18 protein-coding genes, 1 tRNA gene and 1 pseudogene are annotated in these 17,507 nt (G+C 67.6%); 14 read left to right on the top strand and 6 right to left on the bottom strand.

What is annotated here, in order from left to right; translation table 11 throughout:
• Window positions 1-19 precede the first annotated feature (19 nt).
• From QUE25_RS08660 to QUE25_RS08650, 3 genes are read left to right on the top strand one after another with little or no spacing between them, the layout of a single operon-like run.
• Complete coding sequence (locus QUE25_RS08660) at window positions 20-712, top strand: hypothetical protein (RefSeq protein WP_286264061.1); 693 nt, start codon at window positions 20-22, stop codon at window positions 710-712.
• Between the two features lie 13 nt (window positions 713-725).
• Window positions 726-2,339 (top strand): M23 family metallopeptidase, encoded by a 1,614-nt coding sequence (locus tag QUE25_RS08655; protein WP_286264060.1) that lies wholly within the window; start codon window positions 726-728, stop codon window positions 2,337-2,339.
• Window positions 2,340-2,345: 6 nt separating this feature from the next.
• Window positions 2,346-2,612 (top strand): DUF6112 family protein, encoded by a 267-nt coding sequence (locus QUE25_RS08650; protein WP_286264059.1) that lies wholly within the window; start codon window positions 2,346-2,348, stop codon window positions 2,610-2,612.
• A 14-nt stretch (window positions 2,613-2,626) separates the two neighbouring features.
• Here QUE25_RS08650 and QUE25_RS08645 read toward each other — a convergent pair whose 3' ends face one another.
• Together QUE25_RS08645 and QUE25_RS08640 are read right to left on the bottom strand one after the other, a co-directional pair.
• On the bottom strand, window positions 2,627-2,833 hold the full coding sequence (locus QUE25_RS08645; protein WP_286268530.1) for a TIGR02391 family protein: 207 nt from the start codon (window positions 2,831-2,833) through the stop codon (window positions 2,627-2,629).
• Between the two features lie 5 nt (window positions 2,834-2,838).
• The gene (locus tag QUE25_RS08640) at window positions 2,839-3,495 is read right to left on the bottom strand and encodes a TIGR02391 family protein (protein ID WP_286264057.1); all 657 of its coding nucleotides are present in this window, start codon (window positions 3,493-3,495) and stop codon (window positions 2,839-2,841) included.
• Window positions 3,496-3,658: 163 nt separating this feature from the next.
• Here QUE25_RS08640 and QUE25_RS08635 point away from each other — a divergent pair, with 163 nt between their 5' ends.
• From QUE25_RS08635 to QUE25_RS08625, 3 genes are read left to right on the top strand one after another with little or no spacing between them, the layout of a single operon-like run.
• Entirely contained in the window at window positions 3,659-3,979 is a 321-nt protein-coding gene (locus QUE25_RS08635; RefSeq protein WP_340312686.1) for a DUF6112 family protein, read from the top strand.
• An 18-nt stretch (window positions 3,980-3,997) separates the two neighbouring features.
• Entirely contained in the window at window positions 3,998-5,386 is a 1,389-nt protein-coding gene (locus QUE25_RS08630; protein WP_425332699.1) for a conjugal transfer protein TrbL, read from the top strand.
• A 3-nt stretch (window positions 5,387-5,389) separates the two neighbouring features.
• The gene (locus QUE25_RS08625; RefSeq protein WP_034224873.1) at window positions 5,390-6,859 is read left to right on the top strand and encodes a PrgI family protein; all 1,470 of its coding nucleotides are present in this window, start codon (window positions 5,390-5,392) and stop codon (window positions 6,857-6,859) included.
• Between the two features lie 45 nt (window positions 6,860-6,904).
• Here QUE25_RS08625 and QUE25_RS08620 read toward each other — a convergent pair whose 3' ends face one another.
• Window positions 6,905-7,111 (bottom strand): hypothetical protein, encoded by a 207-nt coding sequence (locus QUE25_RS08620; protein ID WP_286264055.1) that lies wholly within the window; start codon window positions 7,109-7,111, stop codon window positions 6,905-6,907.
• Between the two features lie 631 nt (window positions 7,112-7,742).
• Window positions 7,743-9,536 (bottom strand): hypothetical protein, encoded by a 1,794-nt coding sequence (locus QUE25_RS08615; RefSeq protein ID WP_198303545.1) that lies wholly within the window; start codon window positions 9,534-9,536, stop codon window positions 7,743-7,745.
• Between the two features lie 43 nt (window positions 9,537-9,579).
• On the opposite strand from QUE25_RS08615, the gene QUE25_RS08610 reads away from it, so the two are divergent.
• The 8 genes and pseudogenes from QUE25_RS08610 to QUE25_RS08575 all read left to right on the top strand — a co-directional run.
• Window positions 9,580-10,410, top strand: a complete 831-nt coding sequence (locus tag QUE25_RS08610; RefSeq protein ID WP_286264050.1) for a hypothetical protein — start codon at window positions 9,580-9,582, stop codon at window positions 10,408-10,410.
• Window positions 10,407-11,891, top strand: coding sequence for an ATP-binding protein (locus QUE25_RS08605; RefSeq protein ID WP_286264048.1), 1,485 nt, complete (start codon window positions 10,407-10,409; stop codon window positions 11,889-11,891). The genes QUE25_RS08610 and QUE25_RS08605 overlap by 4 nt, the downstream gene beginning before the upstream one ends.
• A complete protein-coding gene (locus QUE25_RS08600) occupies window positions 11,888-12,436 on the top strand; it encodes a hypothetical protein (RefSeq protein ID WP_286264046.1) in 549 nt (182 codons plus the stop codon). Before QUE25_RS08605 ends, QUE25_RS08600 begins: the two co-directional genes overlap by 4 nt.
• Window positions 12,433-14,211, top strand: coding sequence for a type IV secretory system conjugative DNA transfer family protein (locus QUE25_RS08595; protein ID WP_286264045.1), 1,779 nt, complete (start codon window positions 12,433-12,435; stop codon window positions 14,209-14,211). The genes QUE25_RS08600 and QUE25_RS08595 overlap by 4 nt, the downstream gene beginning before the upstream one ends.
• An 80-nt stretch (window positions 14,212-14,291) precedes the next feature.
• Window positions 14,292-14,732, top strand: coding sequence for a single-stranded DNA-binding protein (locus QUE25_RS08590; RefSeq protein ID WP_034224863.1), 441 nt, complete (start codon window positions 14,292-14,294; stop codon window positions 14,730-14,732).
• Window positions 14,733-14,751: 19 nt separating this feature from the next.
• Window positions 14,752-15,309: a hypothetical protein gene (locus tag QUE25_RS08585; RefSeq protein WP_425332698.1), complete on the top strand. Its 558-nt coding sequence runs from the start codon at window positions 14,752-14,754 to the stop codon at window positions 15,307-15,309.
• Window positions 15,310-15,313: 4 nt separating this feature from the next.
• Window positions 15,314-15,541, top strand: a complete 228-nt coding sequence (locus QUE25_RS08580; protein WP_034224858.1) for a hypothetical protein — start codon at window positions 15,314-15,316, stop codon at window positions 15,539-15,541.
• Between the two features lie 181 nt (window positions 15,542-15,722).
• Window positions 15,723-16,763: pseudogene (locus QUE25_RS08575) on the top strand (recombinase family protein); the annotation flags it as partial.
• Between the two features lie 363 nt (window positions 16,764-17,126).
• Here the strand turns inward: QUE25_RS08575 and QUE25_RS08570 are convergent.
• On the bottom strand, window positions 17,127-17,384 hold the full coding sequence (locus QUE25_RS08570) for a hypothetical protein (RefSeq protein WP_286264031.1): 258 nt from the start codon (window positions 17,382-17,384) through the stop codon (window positions 17,127-17,129).
• Window positions 17,377-17,449, bottom strand: a tRNA-Ala gene (locus QUE25_RS08565). Before QUE25_RS08565 ends, QUE25_RS08570 begins: the two co-directional genes overlap by 8 nt.
• Window positions 17,450-17,507: the final 58 nt, after the last annotated feature.

Below are 17,507 nucleotides of genomic sequence, written 5' to 3'. Positions count from 1 at the left end.
GGGTGCGCACCTGCTCGGCATGAGCCCTGCACCTACTGATCCTTGGAACCGCCGCCGACTCGTCGCCCTCATCACCGCCGGCATCGTCCTGCTGCTCCTGGCCGGCGTCGGCGTGTACGGACTCCTCACCGGGCCCCGAAGCAGCACCAGCACCGATCCCGACCCGGAGCCCGGCCCGGCCACGACGGCACCGCCGACCGTGGCACCGAGCACGCCCCAGCCACCACGGGTTCCAGTGGTTCCGCGTTCGGCCAATCCCGAGACCTTCGCTCAGGGCGTCGCGTCCACGCTGTTCGCGTGGGACACGGCCTCGGGGCTGTGGCCGCTGGACTACACCTCAGCGATCCTCGCGGTCGGTGACCCCAGCGGAGACGAGCAAGCCGGGCTCGCCTCCGACGTGGCCGCGTACCTGCCGACCCGCGACGCCTGGATCGAGCTGCGCCAGTACGCCACCCGCCAGCACCTCACCATCGACACCGCCTACATCCCCGCCGCCTGGGCCGACGCCGTCGCGCAGGCCCAGCCAGAGCAGCTCGCGGCCGGAACTACAGCCGTCACGATCGAGGGCACCCGCCACCGTGCCGGGGTCTGGAACGGCCAGCCGGTCACCAGCGAGCATCCGGTCGCGTTCACCGTGTTCGTCGTCTGCGCACCGACCTACCCGACCTGCCACCTGCTGCGGCTGTCCCAGCTCGACAACCCGCTGCGCTGAAGGGGGTGTGGTCGTGTTCCGCAAAGCCGCCATCGCAGCCCTGGCGCTGCTGTTCTTCGCCCCCACCGCAGCACTCCTCGGGATCGGGGTGCTGATGAACCCCGCTGCCGCCTACTGCGCCACCCCTGCCGGGACCGTGAACCTCGGCCCGATCCCGGACTCGCTCACCGTGACCACCGCGAACGGCGAGACCTTCACTCTGAACCGTCAGCAGCTCACGCACGCGGCAACGATCATCGCCGTCGGCAACGGCATCACCGACGTGGGCAAGCCTGGAATCAAGATCGCGCTGATGGCCGCGCTCACCGAGTCCACGCTACGGATGCTCACCAACACGAGCACCTACCCCGAGTCGGCGAACTACCCCAACGACGGCAACGGCGGCGACCACGACTCCCTCGGCCTGTTCCAGATGCGCCCGCAATCGGGCTGGGGTTCGGTCGCCGAACTGATGGACCCGAACTATCAGGCGCGAGCGTTCTTCGGCGGACCGACCGGACCGAACTACCCCTCACCGCGGGGCCTGCTCGACATCCCCGGCTGGCAACAGATGGACCCCGGCGAAGCCGCCCAAGCCGTCGAGGTCTCTGCCTACCCCGACCGATACCGCAACTACGCGCCCGTCGCCGACAGCATCCTCGCCGCCCTCACCAGCGGCGGCAGCACTCCGGTTCGCGGCATGGGTGGGCCGGCGGTCTCGTCATTGCGGGTGGTGTTCCCGCTACCCGAGGGCACCTGGGTGCTGACCTCGCCGTTCGGGATGCGGGTGCACCCGATCACGGGCGAACGGAAGATGCACACCGGCACCGATTTCGCCGCGCCCGACGGCACCCCGATCCTCGCCACCGCGGACGGCACAGTCACCGTCGCGGAGTTTTCAGGCGGGTACGGCGGTCTCATCGTCATCGAGCACACCATCGACGGCAAGACCGTCGCCACGGCATACGCCCATATGTGGCAGAGCGGCATCCACGTCCGTCCCGGCGACCGGGTGAGCGCGGGGCAGCACATCGGCGATGTCGGCTCCTCGGGCATGAGCACCGGTGCGCATCTGCACTTCGAGGTCCGGCCCGGTGGCACGAACGGTGAGGCCATCGACGCCGCCGCCTGGCTCAACGAGCGCGGGGCCGCGAACCTGCCGACAGCGACCAGCGGATCACCCACCGCCTGCAACACCACCACTGCGGGCACGCCGACCGGCGTCGATGGAGACCCCGACCGGCTCGTCGACGATCCCACCAGCTCGGGCAAGATCACCGCCCGCATGCTGCACCTCTACCAGCAGACCCTCGCCGCGTTCCCCGACACCGGCTGGGGCTGCTACTCACCGCGCCCCGGCACCAAGTCCGAGCATCCCCTCGGCAGAGCGTGCGACATCACCTTCGGCAACCGCATCGGCCAGCGCCCCACCCCGGCCCAACTCGACGCCGGCTGGAAGGTCACCAACTGGATGAAGGACAACGCCGACGTGCTCGGCGTCGAGTACCTGATCTGGCAAGGCCAAATCTGGTCCGTCGCACGCGTCGCCGACGGCTGGCGACCCTACAACGGAGGCGGTATGCACGACCCCGCCTCCATCACCGGAGGCCACTACGACCACCTCCACGTCACCGTCAAGGCAGGGTGACCGGCGATGGGTGTCTTCCCCGACTTCGACGGACTCGGCGGCATCGGCGACCTCCGCGCCGTCGTCGGCGCGCTCCTGACGTTCATCCTCATCGTCGCCGTCCTCATGCTGATCGTCTCTGCAGTCGTCTGGGCCATCGCGACCGCCCACGGTAACTACGCCACCGCCAGCAAAGGCCGAATCGGTGTGCTCGTCGCCGTCGGCGCGGCCGTCCTCGCCGGAGGCGGCGTGGCATGGATGAACTGGCTCCTCACAGTCGGTTCAAGTTTGTAGTTGCGGCGTCGCGGTCATCGGTCCGATTCCTCCGTGTCGGCGCTCGCTGTCTCGCACTGGTCGAGCAGGCGCGCGAGGTAGCTGTATGCCGCGAGGCGCTCCATCGCTTCCTGCTCGGACAGTTCGGTGCGTGTGTGGGTCGTCACGTTGCGGACCGTGAGGTTCAGACCAGTGGCCAGGGCGTTGAGGGCCTTAGCGAGCGGTTCAAGACCACCGCGCATGCTCTTCACCGTCTTGTCATCCGACCCCCCCCCGGCCAGGTGAGCTTCGGCTTGCCCGGTTCAGGAGCGCCCGGCGATAACGTCTGCTGCCAGAAGACCGTGTCATCGACATCGTTCCGGCCGAGACGTTCCTTCCAGTGGACCGTGAGGCCTTCGGCCGCTTCACGAACTGCCACTCGGTACTGATGCGTCGTCCAATGGGCGGAAGCACCAGCCCAGACCACGGGGTGAAACTGTGCGGGAGCGAAGGTCGGAAGGTCAGAGTCCGTACGTGACTCGGCGTCGACGATCATCGCGTCGAGCCTGCCCTTGACGTTGGCGGTCGTAGTCCGAATATCCCGAGGCGCGATGGGGGCCTTGGGTGCAGACATGAATGACCAGTTGGAGATCGGGTCGATCGCCCCGAGACCAGCGATCCCAATGTAGGCGCCGGTCACTGACACAGCGCTCGCCGCCAGGCCAGCAGCCTCCGCGACACCGAGTTCGAGCCGTTGAACCTCGCTCTGATCCTGGCCTTCCTTTGTCCACACAGTAGGAAAGAGGCCGCGCGCCGACATGTGATCCGACTCAACCTGAGTGCTCATCCAGGCGTCGAACGCTTCCTCGAACTTCTCAACAGCGGCACGCAATCGCTGGAGGTAATCCACCCCGTACTGACTCATGTTCCTTGCACCTCTCGTCCGGCGGTCCCGTGCGGGCGAGCGACGCACAGATACTCCAAGGCTACGGGCGGCCACCGACGGGGACGGCGACGAGCGCGCACCTGTCGCGTGTACCCCGTCTGCGATTCCGTGGGCGGGCCGCCTGTCGCCAAGGAGACCTACCGTGTTCGATCTGCTCGCCAACGTCATGTCCGCGCCGCTGCTGGTGCCGATGGACATCAACATCGACCCCAACACCAACGGCCTGCCGGGGATCAACCAGCTGCGCATCATCGTCGGCGCGGTGATGACCATCGGCCTGATCCTCAGCGTGCTCGCGCTGATCGCGTCCGCGATCGTGTGGGGCTTCGGCGCGAACTCGTCGAACCCGCACCTCGCCTCGCGCGGGAAGGTCGGCGTCCTCGTCTCCTGCGGCGCGGCGGTGATCTGCGGCGCGAGCGTGACGCTCATCAACTTCTTCTGGAACGTCGGCCAGTCCGTCTGACCCACCCTGTCGTCGAGAGTGCTGGTGTTCGTAATGGGCGTGTGCGATGTTCCCGTGATCTCCTCGGTCTGCGATGCCGTCGGCGAAGGAGCCGCGTCTCTGGTCGCGGCCCCGTTCGACTGGCTCGCCCAGGCGATGGGCGCCGCCGCCGGGTGGCTGTTCGAGGCGGTCTGGTCGGTCTTCGACACCACGACCCTGGTGGATGTCACCAAGCCCGGCTACATCGCCGTCTACAACCTGCTGTTCGGCATCGCGGTCTTCGTGATGCTGATCTTCTTCTGCCTCCAACTCATTACCGGTCTGATCCGCCGCGACCCCACCGCCCTCACCCGCGCCGCCCTGGGGCTGGCGAAGTCGGTCCTCGGGTCGTTCGTGGTCATCACGCTCACGGCGCTGCTGCTGGAAGTGATCGATCAGTTGTGCATCGGGATCGTGCAGGCAGCCGGCGAGACCACTGAGTCGATGGGCGACAAGATCGCCCTCCTCGCCGCAGGCCTGGTCGGCATCAATACCGCCGCTCCCGGCGTCGGTGCGATCATCACGATCTTCATGGCCGGGCTTGCGATCACCGCCGCCGCGATTGTGTGGCTGTCCCTCCTCGTCAGGAAAGCTCTCTTGCTGGTGGCGGTCGTGTTCGCGCCGCTTGCGTTCAGCGGCGCATCCTGGGATGCCTCGCGGGGGTGGATCGGGAAGTGGGCGATGTTCGTCGTCGCGCTGATCTGTTCCAAGCTCGTGCTCGTCGTGATGTTCCTCGTCGCGATCACCCAGGTCTCTGCACCGATCGATGCTGACCTCGCCTCGGTCAGCGATCCCATCGCGGGGATCGTGCTGATGGCGATGGCCGCATTCGCGCCCTATCTCACCTACAAGTTCATCGCGTTCGTCGGGTTCGACATGTACCACGCAATCGGCTCCGAGCAGGACGCCAAGAGCGCACTCAACCGGCCAATCCCGGTCCCGACCAAGCCGCAAGGTGGCGGTGACCCGAAGAAGGTACTCGACGGAACCAGCAGCGGCGGGAACGCGGGCGGAGGCTCCGGTGGAGGAAGTAGCACACCGCCACCGCCGAAGACCCCAGCGCCGGCACCCGCCGCGAGCGGCGGAGGCGCCGCCGGTGGTGGAGCAGCAGCAGGCGGGAGCAGTGCAGCCGCAGCCGGTCCCGTGGCAGCAGGGGTGGTGATCGGAGCGAGTGTCGCCAAGGGTGCCGCGACCGCCGGGCCGAAGGCCGGAACCGCGCTGGGTGTCCAGGGCGAGCACGCCGCCGACGCCGCCGCGCAGACACCGCCACCGCCCGCAGCCTCACCTGCGGCACCACCGTCGAGCCTGGCACCACGACCGCCGAGCACCGACCCGTCACCGCCGCCGAAGCAGCCCCCTGCGCCCGCGCCACGCCCACCGAAGGAGTAGACGATGAGCAGCACGAACCACGACCACCCGACCGCGGGCGAACTCGTGCCGGTGAAGTTCTCCCGCCTCACCCGCCGTGGTGTCCTTCTCGGCCTGTCGCTGACCCAGCTCATCACGCTTGCCATCGGCGGAGCCACGCTCATCGGCGCGTTCTACGCCGGCGGCGGGATGCTCCTCGCCTACACCGCGCCCATCTGGGTACTTGCCGCAGCCCTGACCTGGATACCCATCGCAGGCCGTCCCATCGTGGAGTGGCTACCCATCGCCTGCTGGTGGCTGTGGCGCACCACCGGCGGCCAACTGCTGTACCGGCTCAGGATCGTCGTCCCGCGCCCTGTCGGCACCCTCGCACTGCCCGGCGACATGGCGCGACTGCGCGAGTACACCGACCCCGACACCAGCGCCGGCATGATCCACGACCCCCACGCCGCCACGTTGACCGTCGTGTGCGAGGTCACCCATCCCGCGTTCGTGCTCCTCGATCCCGGCGAGCAGGAACGCCGCGTCAGCTCCTGGGGCCGCGTCCTGGCCACCGTCTGCCGTTCCGGGCGGATCGCGACGCTGCAAGTCCTCGAACGCACCCTCCCGGACTCCGGCACCGGACTGGCCGAATGGTGGGCCACCCACGGCACCCCGGACGGCTCGTGGGCGGCCGACACCTACGCCGAACTCATCGACCGCGCCGGGCCCGCCGGCGAACGACACGCCACCACGCTCTCGCTGTCACTGGACATGAAGACCAGTGCCCGTCAGATCAGGACCGCTGGCGGCGGGATACGCGGTGCCGCCGCCGTGCTGCGCCAGGAGATGAACACCCTCGTCGCCGCGCTCCGCTCCGCCGACCTCTCGCCGTCCGGGTGGCTGACACCGGGGCAGATCGCGGTGATGCTGCGCTCGGCCTACGACCCCGCCATCGCCGCCACGCTGGAACGCCACGGGAGGCTCGGCCAGTCGCTTGCGACTGCGGGGCCGGTTGCCGTCACCGAGACCTGGGGCAGGTTGCGCACCGACTCCGCTCACCATGCGGTGCTCTGGGTCAGCGAGTGGCCGCGGTCGCTGGTGTATCCGGGGTTCCTGTCGCCGGTGTTGCTGTCCACTGGCATCCAGCGATCGTTCTCGCTGATCTGCACCCCGATGCGCTCCGATGCTGCCGCTCGCGACATCCGCAAGAAGAAGGTCGAGCACATCTCCGACCAGGCCCAGCGCGCGAAGATCGGCCAGATCGAAGATGCCTCCCAGACCGCCGAGTACCACGACGTGCTCCAACAAGAAGCCGATCTCACCGCCGGACACGGCATCCTTCGCTACACCGGCCTCATCGCCGTCTCCGCACCCACCGTCGAAGAACTCGACGCAGCCGTTGCCGCCATCGAGCAAGCCGCGATCCAGGCATCCTGTGAGACCCGGCTCCTCGTCGGACAGCAAGCCGCCGCGTTCACCGCCGCCGCGCTCCCGCTCTGCCGCCGGGTCTAGGTCAACCGCCACCGCCGCGGCGTGACCCGACCCCTGCTCCGGGGATCAGGCTCGCGCCTCGATGAACCGAAGCATCGAAACAGGAACCGGCGCGTCTGGGGTTCGTGGCAGATCGACCACGGGAAGCACCAGGGACACGTCTGCGAGGTCGTCGACCCCGAGTTCTAGCCAGTCCGTGCAGTCGGCATGTGGCAAAGCGCTCACCAGCTGGCCATCCGCGAGCAGCAAGCTGAACGGAGGGAAGTGAATCACGGCAGAGATTGTCGGTGTGGTCGTTGTCGTCCATTCATCGTCCCTTCCACCATCCCGCGACAGCTTTACGGCCAAGCCCTCGTGTGCTCCCTCAAGGACCGCCGCCGCTCCGTCCGGCGCGATCGCCGCCAAGAGCCGGATGCCCTCTGGCGCTGGGGCTGCGACTCCATGCCGCACGGCCCCGACCAGGTCAGGGTGTGAATCGATGAGTTTCGGAGTCAGCGCTGTCATGCCCGCGAGCGCGGAGCGGATGAATCGGCCCGGGCGAACCTCGTTGAGCTTTCCTTCAATATGAGTCCGCTCGCCCTTCCATTGGGAGTGGAGCAGGTTGACTGCAAAGGTGTAGGCCCACCGAATGTACTCGTCATCCCAAGGGGATGTGGCTGCCCGGCAAGGTTCGCAATGCGCATACAGGCTGGCGCCACCGAGTCGTGGACGCCCGTGGGCAAGTCGGTTGCCTGCTGTCGTGCCGCCCCAAGAGAAGCTCCCATTGTTGAATGCAGCTCTCGGTGGCACGTGTGCCTTGGTGAGTCTTGCCCGGGCCCCGCACAGCGCGCACTTGCCGCTCCTTGCCCGCCCACCCGTCGGCCGGAAGCCTTCCTGCTCACTCATGCCTGCACTCGCGCAATCTCTAGGCGTCGATGGCGGAGTCTGCTGTGGCAAGTCCTTCAATCGCTGTCGGGGCCGAAACAGCGTGGGGCGTTCTTTCGGAGAGAGCCGCCGCCAGGCTGTCGATGTCTTCGTGCTCCGCGGCGTCGGGGAACATCCAATGCAGATCGCGCTCCTCTGTGGCCACGTCGATAGTGGGTCGGACGCCCGCTCCGCGGTGCGAGCGACCGCGTACATTCCGCACGTCATCCAGGGAGTAGATCGGGCCGAGTTCGCCTCGCTTTAGGAGGTTCCCTGGGTTAGCGGTGACGATCCGTCGGTCAGTCACCGCTACGAACGTGCTCGACGCGAGCTTCTCAACGATGGCACTGGCTCTTCCTGGCGCGAGCGCATCCCAGGTCGCATCAACCCTTCTGGCGAGAATGGCCGGCACGACGCCAGCGAAGTTGTGAGTTCCCATTTCGTATGGGAAGGCCACGCTGCGAAGCGTCTCGCCATCCTCAAGGAACCACCGAAGGATATGCAGATACGGATCGAGTTCAAGCCCTTCGGGTGCGCATACCGCCGCTGGTACTGCTGGCATCTCGACTGCTGGCTGGAGCATGTTGGCCAAAGGGTCGATCGCTTCGAGGAGCTGCCTGCAAGTGAGTTGAGAAGCCTTGGCGTCTTTTCGCTTCTTCGTGAGAGGCACGGTGGCGCGGCCGGGGAGTTCGGCGATGATCCGCAACTCGCGGACGAGCGACTCGGTCAGCGATCGGATTTCGGAGAGCGACTCGTCGATCTCGACGGGAGTGTTCCGGGCGATCCGGTCGAAGAGCTGCGCTTCGCTCTCGTCGTTGGTGCTTCGTGTTCTGGCGAGGGCGGCCCGGACAGCCTGGTACTCCGCGTGGGTCTTGAGTGAGCTGAGAAGCGCGTAGGTATCGAAGACGATTGCTTCGGCGTTGGATTCGAGGTACTGGCGGCGAGCGCGACTGTCCAACTTCCCGAGTTCCTGGACATGGCCTGCCACGTTCTTGCGGTATAGCTTCAATTGCTTGCGGATGTTGGGACCGCTGGGAGCGATGGGCTCCCAGACAGAGTCTGTGATGGCGTCGAGTTCGCGGGTCTCCTTGACTGCCTCATCGACGGACTCCGCCAGCCCTTCAAGCTCTGCCCATTGCTCGTTTCGGATGGCCTTGAGCGTCTGCGTCGTGAGCTGGATGTTGGAGCGGACGAGGCCGGAAATCTCGCCGAGCTGCATTTGGAGCGCGATCATGGCGACGGCCGGGCCGATAGCTGCGATCGCCGTGGCGGCCGTCATGGAGGCTGGGATGAATCGCGCCTGGGCGACCAGTTCACCGTTCTTGAAGATCGCCCCGAGCTTGGCGCCGTCCTTTGCTGCCATCTCCCCGCCGCTCTTCAACAGAGATAGCGTCGCATCGTTGACGCGGAAGAGGCCTTGCGCGCTCGATACAGCCTCTGCGACGTTCCCGACGATCGTGCCTGCGTTGCCGAAGGAGCCGAGAGCGGTGGAGAGCTGAGCGCGGTCGAAGGACGGCACCATGTCAAGGCTGATGAGTTCAAGACCGTCGGGGACTTCGCCGAATACGACTGCGACGCCTGGCGTCACCTCGACGAGGGTCGTGGACGCTGCGAGCTCAAGCGCGTCGGACCTGACCTGACCATCCTCTGCGGTCTGCCTGCCAACGGCGTCATCATTACCGGACTCGTCGCGCGGGTCGTCCATGTGGCTCTCCTTCTCGCCGGTGACTGCCTCGTGCCTCCCTCCGACGCCTCCATCAAGTATGTCAGCCGCCTTCGACAGCGCCTGGGTCATCGCAGCACACCTCCTGGTCACACGACTTGCGAGGAGGCCGACCATGCCCACGTTCTTCGATTCGACTGCCGATGCCGCTGAGGCGTCCGAAGCCTTGCGCGGACTCACTCACGCGAGCCGGGGGTTCGATCAGCCAGCCGAGATGTATGGGGTTATCGGTGACCTGTCCTCGGGGATGCGGTCGCTGCGGCAGGCGCTCGACCAGATCGCTGATGTTCACGAGCGCAAGGCCGCGCACGCCTTCAACGACGCCGGCAGCCACGAGGCAGGAGTGCGGGACGCGCTCGCCACTGCGGAGGAGTTGCGTCAGGCCGCGAGTCTCGTCGACCGGGCGTATGACCGGCTCGCGGAGGGGTTCATCGCTGCGGGGCGGATCGCTTGGCATCCCGAGCCCGCCGTCGAGGAGGCCGCGCCGTCGCGGTGGGTCAGCGTGGTGTTCCTCCAGGGCGAAGAGGCCGACCGGCCATTGCGCATCCTCGGCGAGCTGGGCCATGTCGATGCGGTGGACTTCCTCGCGCAGTGGGACTACGGCGACGAGACCACGCAGGCCGCGCTGGAGAACGGATACGTCTACGACGAGCCCGGCGAGGGAACAAACGACCGGGTGGCGCTCTCGGGCGACTACGCCCTGGTCGTCAACCCGCACGTCGGCTACGTCTCGTTGCTGCGCCGCTACACCGAACCGGAGGCAGAGACCCAGGCCGCCGAACAGATCGAGCCCGAGCCGGTGCAGGGTGGGCCGGAACTGCTGGTGTCGCACTCGTCGCCGGGCGCCCCAGAGCGGGCCGACCTGCCCGCGCCGAAGCGAGACGGGTCGTGGTTCGAGCCGGCCAAGATCACGGCGGTCAAGCAGGCGCGGGGGCTGGTGCGGTGACCGAGGATCGCGCGCGGCTGCACACTGCCGTTCTGGTGGCACCGTCGAAGGAGCGGCGCAAGCTCCGCAAGCAGCGCCGCAAGGCCGAGGCGAGGCTCCACGCCGAGCAGCACAGGACCGCGATCGCCGCCGCGAAGGCGAAGGCTGAGCAGGAGCGCGCCGAGCGCCGCGCGACGATCTACCTGCCGAAGGCGGGCGAGTCCGGTGCTGCGCGGCTGCGCACCCCAGGTCGGTTTCATCTGACGCGGCATCAGGACACGTCGGCGACACTGGCGGGCGCGTACCCGTTCGTCGCCGAGGGCGGTCTCGGCGCCGACGGCGTGTTCGTCGGCCAAGACCTCTACTCGGGCGGGAGCTTCGTCTACGACCCGTGGGTGCTCTACGCACGCGGCATCATCACCGCACCCAACGTGGTGCTGGCCGGGATCGTCGGCTCCGGCAAGTCATCGCTGGCCAAGTCCCTCTACACGCGGTCGCTACCGTTCGGGCGGCGCGTGTACGTTCCCGGCGATCCAAAGGGCGAACACACCGCCGTCGCCAACGCCGTCGGCGGACGCGCCATCGTCCTCGGCCACGGACTCAACACTCGCCTGAATCCACTCGACGAAGGCCACCGGCCCAGCGGACTCTCGGATGAGCAGTGGGCCTCGACCGTCGCTGCGCGACGCCGTGACCTGATCGGCGCCCTCGCGGAGACCGTGCTCGCGCGCGGCTTGTCGCCGTTGGAGCACACCGCGATCGACATCGCCCTGACTCAGACGGTGCGGGAGAACGACGTGCCGATCCTGCCGATGGTCGTTGATCGCATCCTCGCCCCGAGTGCGGATGCCGACGGCAGGTTGGCCGAGGACGGCAGGCTTGTCGGCCATGCGCTGCGCCGCCTCGTGGCCGGTGACCTGGCCGGGCTGTTCGATGGGCCTTCGACGGTCGCGTTCGATCCGTCGTTGCCGATGATCTCGCTCGATCTCTCGCGGGTCACCGAGAACTCGACGCTCATTTCGGTGTTGATGACGTGCTCGTCGGCGTGGATGGAGTCTGCGCTGCTCGACCCGAACGGTGGGCAGCGGTGGGTGATCTACGACGAGGCCTGGCGGCTCATGTCCCACCCGGCTCTGTTGCGGCGGATGGATGCGCACTGGCGACTCGCCAGGCACTACGGGATCGCGAACATGCTGATCTTCCACAAGCTCACCGACCTCGACAACGTGGGCGACCAGGGCTCCGCCATGCGCTCGCTGGCCAACTCACTGCTTGCGAACGCCGAGACGCGGATCGTGTACCGGCAGGAGTCCGACCAACTCGGACCGACCGCTACCGCTCTCGGCCTGACCGGCACCGAGCAGCAGCTCTTGCCAAACCTCGGCGTCGGACAAGGCCTATGGCGGATCAAGGCCAGAAGCTTCGTCTGCCAACACCAACTCCACCCCGACGAACTCGCACTATTCGACACCAGCACCCGTGCAGCCGGAGGCCACCGATGAACCTCAATGGCCCACGCCGATCCACCACGACCGACGACGAGAACACGGCTCCCGTCGAGCTGCCGCATGTCCTCGTGACCGTCGCCGAAGACGGCACCCTCGCCGCGATGGTCGATGGGACACCGTTCGCGTCGCCGGACGGGAGCGCTTGGACGCGGGCGACGTTCGGGCCGCTCATGGATGCCATCACCAAGGACCGCACCATCGCGGTCCGGGTCGAAGTGCGCGAGAACGATGGCAGCGTCTTCCCCGACATCCTCCGCACCCGCAAGCCCCGACGCGCAGCGGCACCGACCGAGAACCCGGTGCCGGAGACTCGTCGGAGCCGTCACGCCCGACGGATGCCGCGCTTGGCCGAGGTCACCGCGGGCGGGTTCGTCCCCGGCGAGGATGTCGCCGTCGCGACGATCGACTCCCACACCGACGCCACCGGAACCGGCGAAACCCGGACGCTCATTGACCTCGACGACCTGCCGGACGGCACACACGAGGTGATCCTGTTCGGGCGCATCTCGGGCACGCTCGCGGTGCGGCGGCTGACATGAACCAGCGGCAAGCCGCGGGCATGGGCGACGAACTCACCAACGCCGCCCTCATTGGCCTGATCGGCATGTTCGGGATCGCTCTCGCCCTCCGCGCCGCTGGTAGCGTCGCCGCGTTCCTCACCGGCACACCGCAACCAGACGCCGGCGCAGCGGCGGGGCTCGCCGTACTGTTCAACCCCGGCGATCCAGCGACCGCGCTCGGTGCCGACGGACTCAACCCGGTCGTCTACTGGCTTGTCAGCACGGCACTGCTCGGCGGACTCGCTGCCGGGATCGTCTGGGTGTGGATCGTGCTGCGCCGCCACACGCGGAAGACAGAGACCGACCCGCACCGACTGGCGGGGATCGCGACCAGCCACGAGGTCAAGACCGCCGCATCCGCGAAAGCACTGCTTCACCGCGCGGCCACGCTGCGGCCCTCCTTGGAGTCGCCAGCACCGCAGGATGTCGGCTACCTGCTCGGTGCCAGTCGTGGAACGAAGGTCTGGGCATCGGTCGAAGACTCGATCCTGCTGATCGGCCCGCCCCGCTCAGGCAAGGGCCTGCATGTCGTCATCAACGCGATCCTCGACGCACCCGGAGCGGTCGTCACCACCAGCACCAGGCCCGATAACCTCACCGCCACCCTCCGCGACCGACGCCGCAAGGGCGGGCCGGTCGCCGTGTTCGACCCGCAACACCTCGCCGAGGACATCCCCGCCGGGCTGCGCTGGTCGCCCATTCGCGGGTGCGACGATCCGCTGACCGCGATGATCCGCGCCAACGGCCTCGCCGCCGCCACAGGCCTCAGTGCTGGCGGGGTCGAGTCCGGCGGGTTCTGGGAGGGCAAGACCCGCACAGCACTCCAGAGCCTGCTGCACGCTGCCGCGCTCGACGGCCGCCAGCCGGCCGAGCTGTTCAGGTGGACTCTTGATCCCAGCGCGGCGTCGGAGGCCGTCGCGATCCTCAACTCGCACCCGAACGCCGCGATGGGCTGGGACGACTCGCTAGCCGCGATGATCGACGCCGACCCCAAGACCCGCGACAGCATCTGGCAAGGCGTCTCCCTCGCGCTCGCAGCCCTCGCCGACCCGCGCGTGCTCGATGCTGTCACGCCAGGACCGCACGAACACTTCGACCCCGAGACCTTCCTCACCGAGCAAGGCACCCTCTACCTGCTCGCCACCGGTGCCGGAGCGGGAGCCTCCGCGTCGCTGGTCGCGGCGTTCGTCGAAGACCTCATCGAAACCGCCCGCCGACTCGCCGCACGCTCACCGGGAGCCCGGCTCGACCCGCCGCTGTTGCTCGCGCTCGACGAGATCGGAAACCTCGCGCCGCTGCCGTCACTGCCGACGCTCATGGCCGAAGGTGGCGGCACCGGGATCACGACCATGCCGGTCTTGCAGTCCCTCGCCCAGGCTCGCGACAGGTGGAGTGAGCATCAGGCCGGCGCGATCTGGGACGCCAGCATCGTCAAGATCATCCTCGGCGGCGCATCCAACAGCCGTGACCTCCAAGACCTCTCCACGCTCATCGGAGAGCGCGACGAGTACACCGACAGCGTGACCCTCGGCGACCACGGCACCCGCTCGAATCAGCGCTCGATCCGCCGCGTCCCGATCCTGCCGCCAGACCGCATCCGAACACTGCCGTTCGGCACCGGCATCACGATGCTGCGCTCTGCGCCGCCCATCGTCACCGACCTGCGCGCCTGGCCGACCCGGCCCGACGCAGCGCAGCTCCGCACTGACCGCGACGAACTCGAAGCGCTTCTGCGCCACCGTCCCGCCTCCTGACGACGCTTGGAAGCTCCAGTGCACCTGCCTGACAGAGCGACCCACACGCAGTTGGTCGCCCGAGTCAGGAGGAGGCCATCATGGCCATTCACACCCAGGAATCGCTGTCAGGCTTCATCGCTTCGGAGCCGTTGCTCACCGAGACGGCAAAGGGAGACGCCAGGTTCTTCGCCCGTATCGGCAAGGAGCACTTCCGCCGCGAGGACGACGGCTCGTTCACGCAGACCGAGACGACCTACCACCACTTGGTGATGTTCGGGCGTTCCGCTGAGCACGCGCACGCGAGCTTCGCCCAGGGCGACAACTTCGTCGCCGAGGGCTACACGCGGCCGGTCAACTACGAGCGCAACGGTCAGGCAATCGAGGGCGAAGAGTTCGTCGCCAAGAAGATCGGCCACGACGCCGCGCGAACCCGCTACGAGGTCGACCGGACGCCGCGCAATGGAGTGGGCCGGGACGCAGCAACGTACGAGCCGACGCAGCGAGCAGCGACCGCGGCGCACGCCCCGGTCAGCATGTGAGTTCGGGAGTCGAAGCACCATGAACGATCAGCATGAGATGGATGAGCCGGACGTCTTCGACGGACCGCCCCGTGTCACGAACGCGGACATGCCCGAACCGCCGCACCCCGTGAACTGGAACCTGCTGACGGCGCACGAGCTGGAGCAGGAATGGCTCGCGCTGAACCGGTGGGTTGACTGGCTGCGGCGCACCTATGGCCTCCCGGTCGCGGTGGTGCCGCCGTTCTGGCACCACCACCCGGAGATGGTCTGGGAGCTGTCGGCGCTGCACCTGCATTGGCTCGCGGCCTACGACCCCGAGCAGAACGCATCCGCGCCGCTCGGTTGGCACCGCGACTTCGCCGACGCTCGAGAGCGGCTTCGCTACTGGGTCACGGCCTGCGGCACTCGTGGGGACCGCGACCGCCCGACCCGGCAAGCTGCGTGGCCCGGTGAGGACCCGGCACCCACGATCCAGGACTTCACCTTCACCGACCGGGACGCCGAGTTCGTCGAGTTCGTCATCGCCCAAGTCCGCAAGCGCCAGGAGGCCGAAGACGAGTTCTTCGCCGGCCTGGACGACGACGAAGCGCAGTAGACCGATGAGCCGCTACGCCAAGAAGACCGACCGTCGCCCCTACGAGGAGCGGTCGTTCTCCGTCCGGGCCGTCCACCGCGAACGCGCCGACCTGCACAAGCTCGCCGAGGTTCTCATCCGGCTGACATTGCAGGAGACCGGCGAGAGCCGCGCGGCCCGCGCGGCCGAGCGGGTGCCCGACACCTACCGGGCGGCGCCGGATGGCCTGGCCGCCTCTGAAGCCGCCCGGTAGAATGAACTGTGCAAGCCTCGCGATGCGGGGTGTTGTGGCCTAAACCTCGCCGCTCGGCGGGCAACACGCACCGAGACCATCGGGTCTCGCCCTACAGCCTTCGACGGCTGCTCTCACGATCAACACCCCTCCCACCAACAGTGGGAGCGCGAGGGTCGAACCGCGTGAGAGTGAGCCCCCGATGACCACCATTGCCGACGATCCGGCAGCCAGCCTCATCGACCCGCCCAAGACTGCGGCTGCCGCCGTGTCGTACCTGCGGGTCTCCACCCGCGAGCAGGCCGAGAAGGGCGGGACCGACGAAGGCTTCTCGATCCCTGCCCAGCGCGAAGCGACCCGGCGTAAGGCCGAACAGCTCGGCGCCGGCATCGTCGAGGAGTTCGTCGACGCGGGAGCCTCAGCCAAGTCGTCCGACCGGCCCGAGCTGATGCGGATGATCCAGTATGTCAAGGCCAACAAGGTCGCGTACTGCATCGTTCACAAGGTCGACCGGCTCGCCCGCAACCGCGCCGACGACGTGAGTATCCACCTCGCACTCCAACAGTGCGGGGTTATGCTCGTGTCTGCGTCCGAGAACATCGACGAGACCCCCTCCGGGATGCTGCTGCACGGCATCATGTCCACCATCGCCGAGTTCTACTCCCGCAACCTCGCCACCGAGGTCGCCAAAGGCATGAACCAGAAGGCCATCGGCGGCGGCACGAACGGGCGCGCGCCCATCGGCTACTTGAACGTCCGCAAGCGCGACGAGCTCGGGCGCGAAGTCCGCACCATCGAGCTCGATCCCGAGCGAGCACCGATGATCGAGTGGGCGTTCAAGGCGTACGCCTCGGGCAACTGGAGCGTCAGCCAACTCCACGACGAACTCACCTCGCGCGGGCTGCGCAGCCTGCCCACGCCGAAGAGGCCGGCGAAGCCTCTGGCGGTATCCACCATCCATCGGCTCCTGACCAACCCGTACTACAAGGGCGATGTCATCTACAGGGGCACCCGCTACAAGGGAAGCCACCCGGCACTCGTGCCAGCCGAGGTCTGGTACCAGGTACAGTCCGTGCTCACCGCGCACCAGTGCGCCGTCGAGGCAACCCAAGTCCACGGCCACTACCTCAAAGGCACCATCCACTGCGGCCAGTGCGGCTCCCGGCTCATCGTCTCCAACGCGAAGAACCGCCACGGCAACGTCTACTGCTACTTCGTGTGCTCCGGTCGGCACTCCAAGCGCACCGACTGCACACGCCAGGCGATGCTCATCGAAGACGTCGAGAAGCTCGTCGAGGACTACTACACCCGCGTCCAGATCACGCCCGCCCAGCAGGACGCCCTCGCGGGCATGCTCCACCACGAGTTCGACCGGCTCATGGCCGTCGAAACCGAGGAACTGGAACGCCTCACCACCAACCGTGACCGGCTCGAAAGCGAGCAGGACCGCCTCATGCAAGCGCACTACGCCGACGCGATCCCGCTCTCCGTGCTCAAGCGCGAGCAGGACCGCATCGTCGCCGAACTCAACCAAGTGACCCGCCGCATCGACGCCCACTTCGGCGACTACGCCGACGCCCGAGCCCACCTCGACGACGCCCTCGGCCTACTCGCCAACTGCGCCGACATCTACACCCGCTGCGACGACACCAACCGGCGCCTGTGCAACCAGGCCTTCTTCACCAAGGTCTTCATCGACGAGGACAACGAGCTGCGCGTCGAGCACAACCAGCCCTTCGAGATGCTCCTCGATCCGCAGGTCAACGCCAACGCCCTGTCCTGGGCCGCAGACGCGAACAAGGCCCGAACCTCGACCAACGTTTCCGTTGGCAAGGGTTCGAGCCTTGTGCGTGCGGTGGAGCATAGGGGATTCGAACCCCTGACCTTCTCATTGCGAACGAGACGCGCTACCAACTGCGCCAATGCCCCAGGACCGTTTTTGCGGTACCCGTAGATGGTACACGACCTCGTCCCTGACCCCAAAGCG

The sequence above is a fragment of the Brooklawnia propionicigenes genome, assembly GCF_030297015.1.
GTDB classification, from domain to species: Bacteria; Actinomycetota; Actinomycetes; order Propionibacteriales; family Propionibacteriaceae; genus Brooklawnia; species Brooklawnia propionicigenes.
This window is presented reverse-complemented; position numbering and strand designations above follow the sequence as displayed.

Excerpts from the sequence above, each read along its gene's own strand:
- QUE25_RS08660 (WP_286264061.1), top strand. The coding sequence starts at position 20 with ATGAGCCCTGCACCTACTGATCCTTGGAACCGCCGCCGACTCGTCGCC.
- QUE25_RS08650 (WP_286264059.1), top strand. The coding sequence starts at position 2,346 with ATGGGTGTCTTCCCCGACTTCGACGGACTCGGCGGCATCGGCGACCTC.
- QUE25_RS08645 (WP_286268530.1), bottom strand. The coding sequence starts at position 2,833 with ATGCGCGGTGGTCTTGAACCGCTCGCTAAGGCCCTCAACGCCCTGGCC.
- QUE25_RS08640 (WP_286264057.1), bottom strand. The coding sequence starts at position 3,495 with ATGAGTCAGTACGGGGTGGATTACCTCCAGCGATTGCGTGCCGCTGTT.
- QUE25_RS08625 (WP_034224873.1), top strand. The coding sequence starts at position 5,390 with ATGAGCAGCACGAACCACGACCACCCGACCGCGGGCGAACTCGTGCCG.
- QUE25_RS08615 (WP_198303545.1), bottom strand. The coding sequence starts at position 9,536 with ATGACCCAGGCGCTGTCGAAGGCGGCTGACATACTTGATGGAGGCGTC.
- QUE25_RS08610 (WP_286264050.1), top strand. The coding sequence starts at position 9,580 with ATGCCCACGTTCTTCGATTCGACTGCCGATGCCGCTGAGGCGTCCGAA.
- QUE25_RS08600 (WP_286264046.1), top strand. The coding sequence starts at position 11,888 with ATGAACCTCAATGGCCCACGCCGATCCACCACGACCGACGACGAGAAC.
- QUE25_RS08595 (WP_286264045.1), top strand. The coding sequence starts at position 12,433 with ATGAACCAGCGGCAAGCCGCGGGCATGGGCGACGAACTCACCAACGCC.
- QUE25_RS08590 (WP_034224863.1), top strand. The coding sequence starts at position 14,292 with ATGGCCATTCACACCCAGGAATCGCTGTCAGGCTTCATCGCTTCGGAG.
- QUE25_RS08585 (WP_425332698.1), top strand. The coding sequence starts at position 14,752 with ATGAACGATCAGCATGAGATGGATGAGCCGGACGTCTTCGACGGACCG.
- QUE25_RS08580 (WP_034224858.1), top strand. The coding sequence starts at position 15,314 with ATGAGCCGCTACGCCAAGAAGACCGACCGTCGCCCCTACGAGGAGCGG.
- QUE25_RS08570 (WP_286264031.1), bottom strand. The coding sequence starts at position 17,384 with ATGCTCCACCGCACGCACAAGGCTCGAACCCTTGCCAACGGAAACGTT.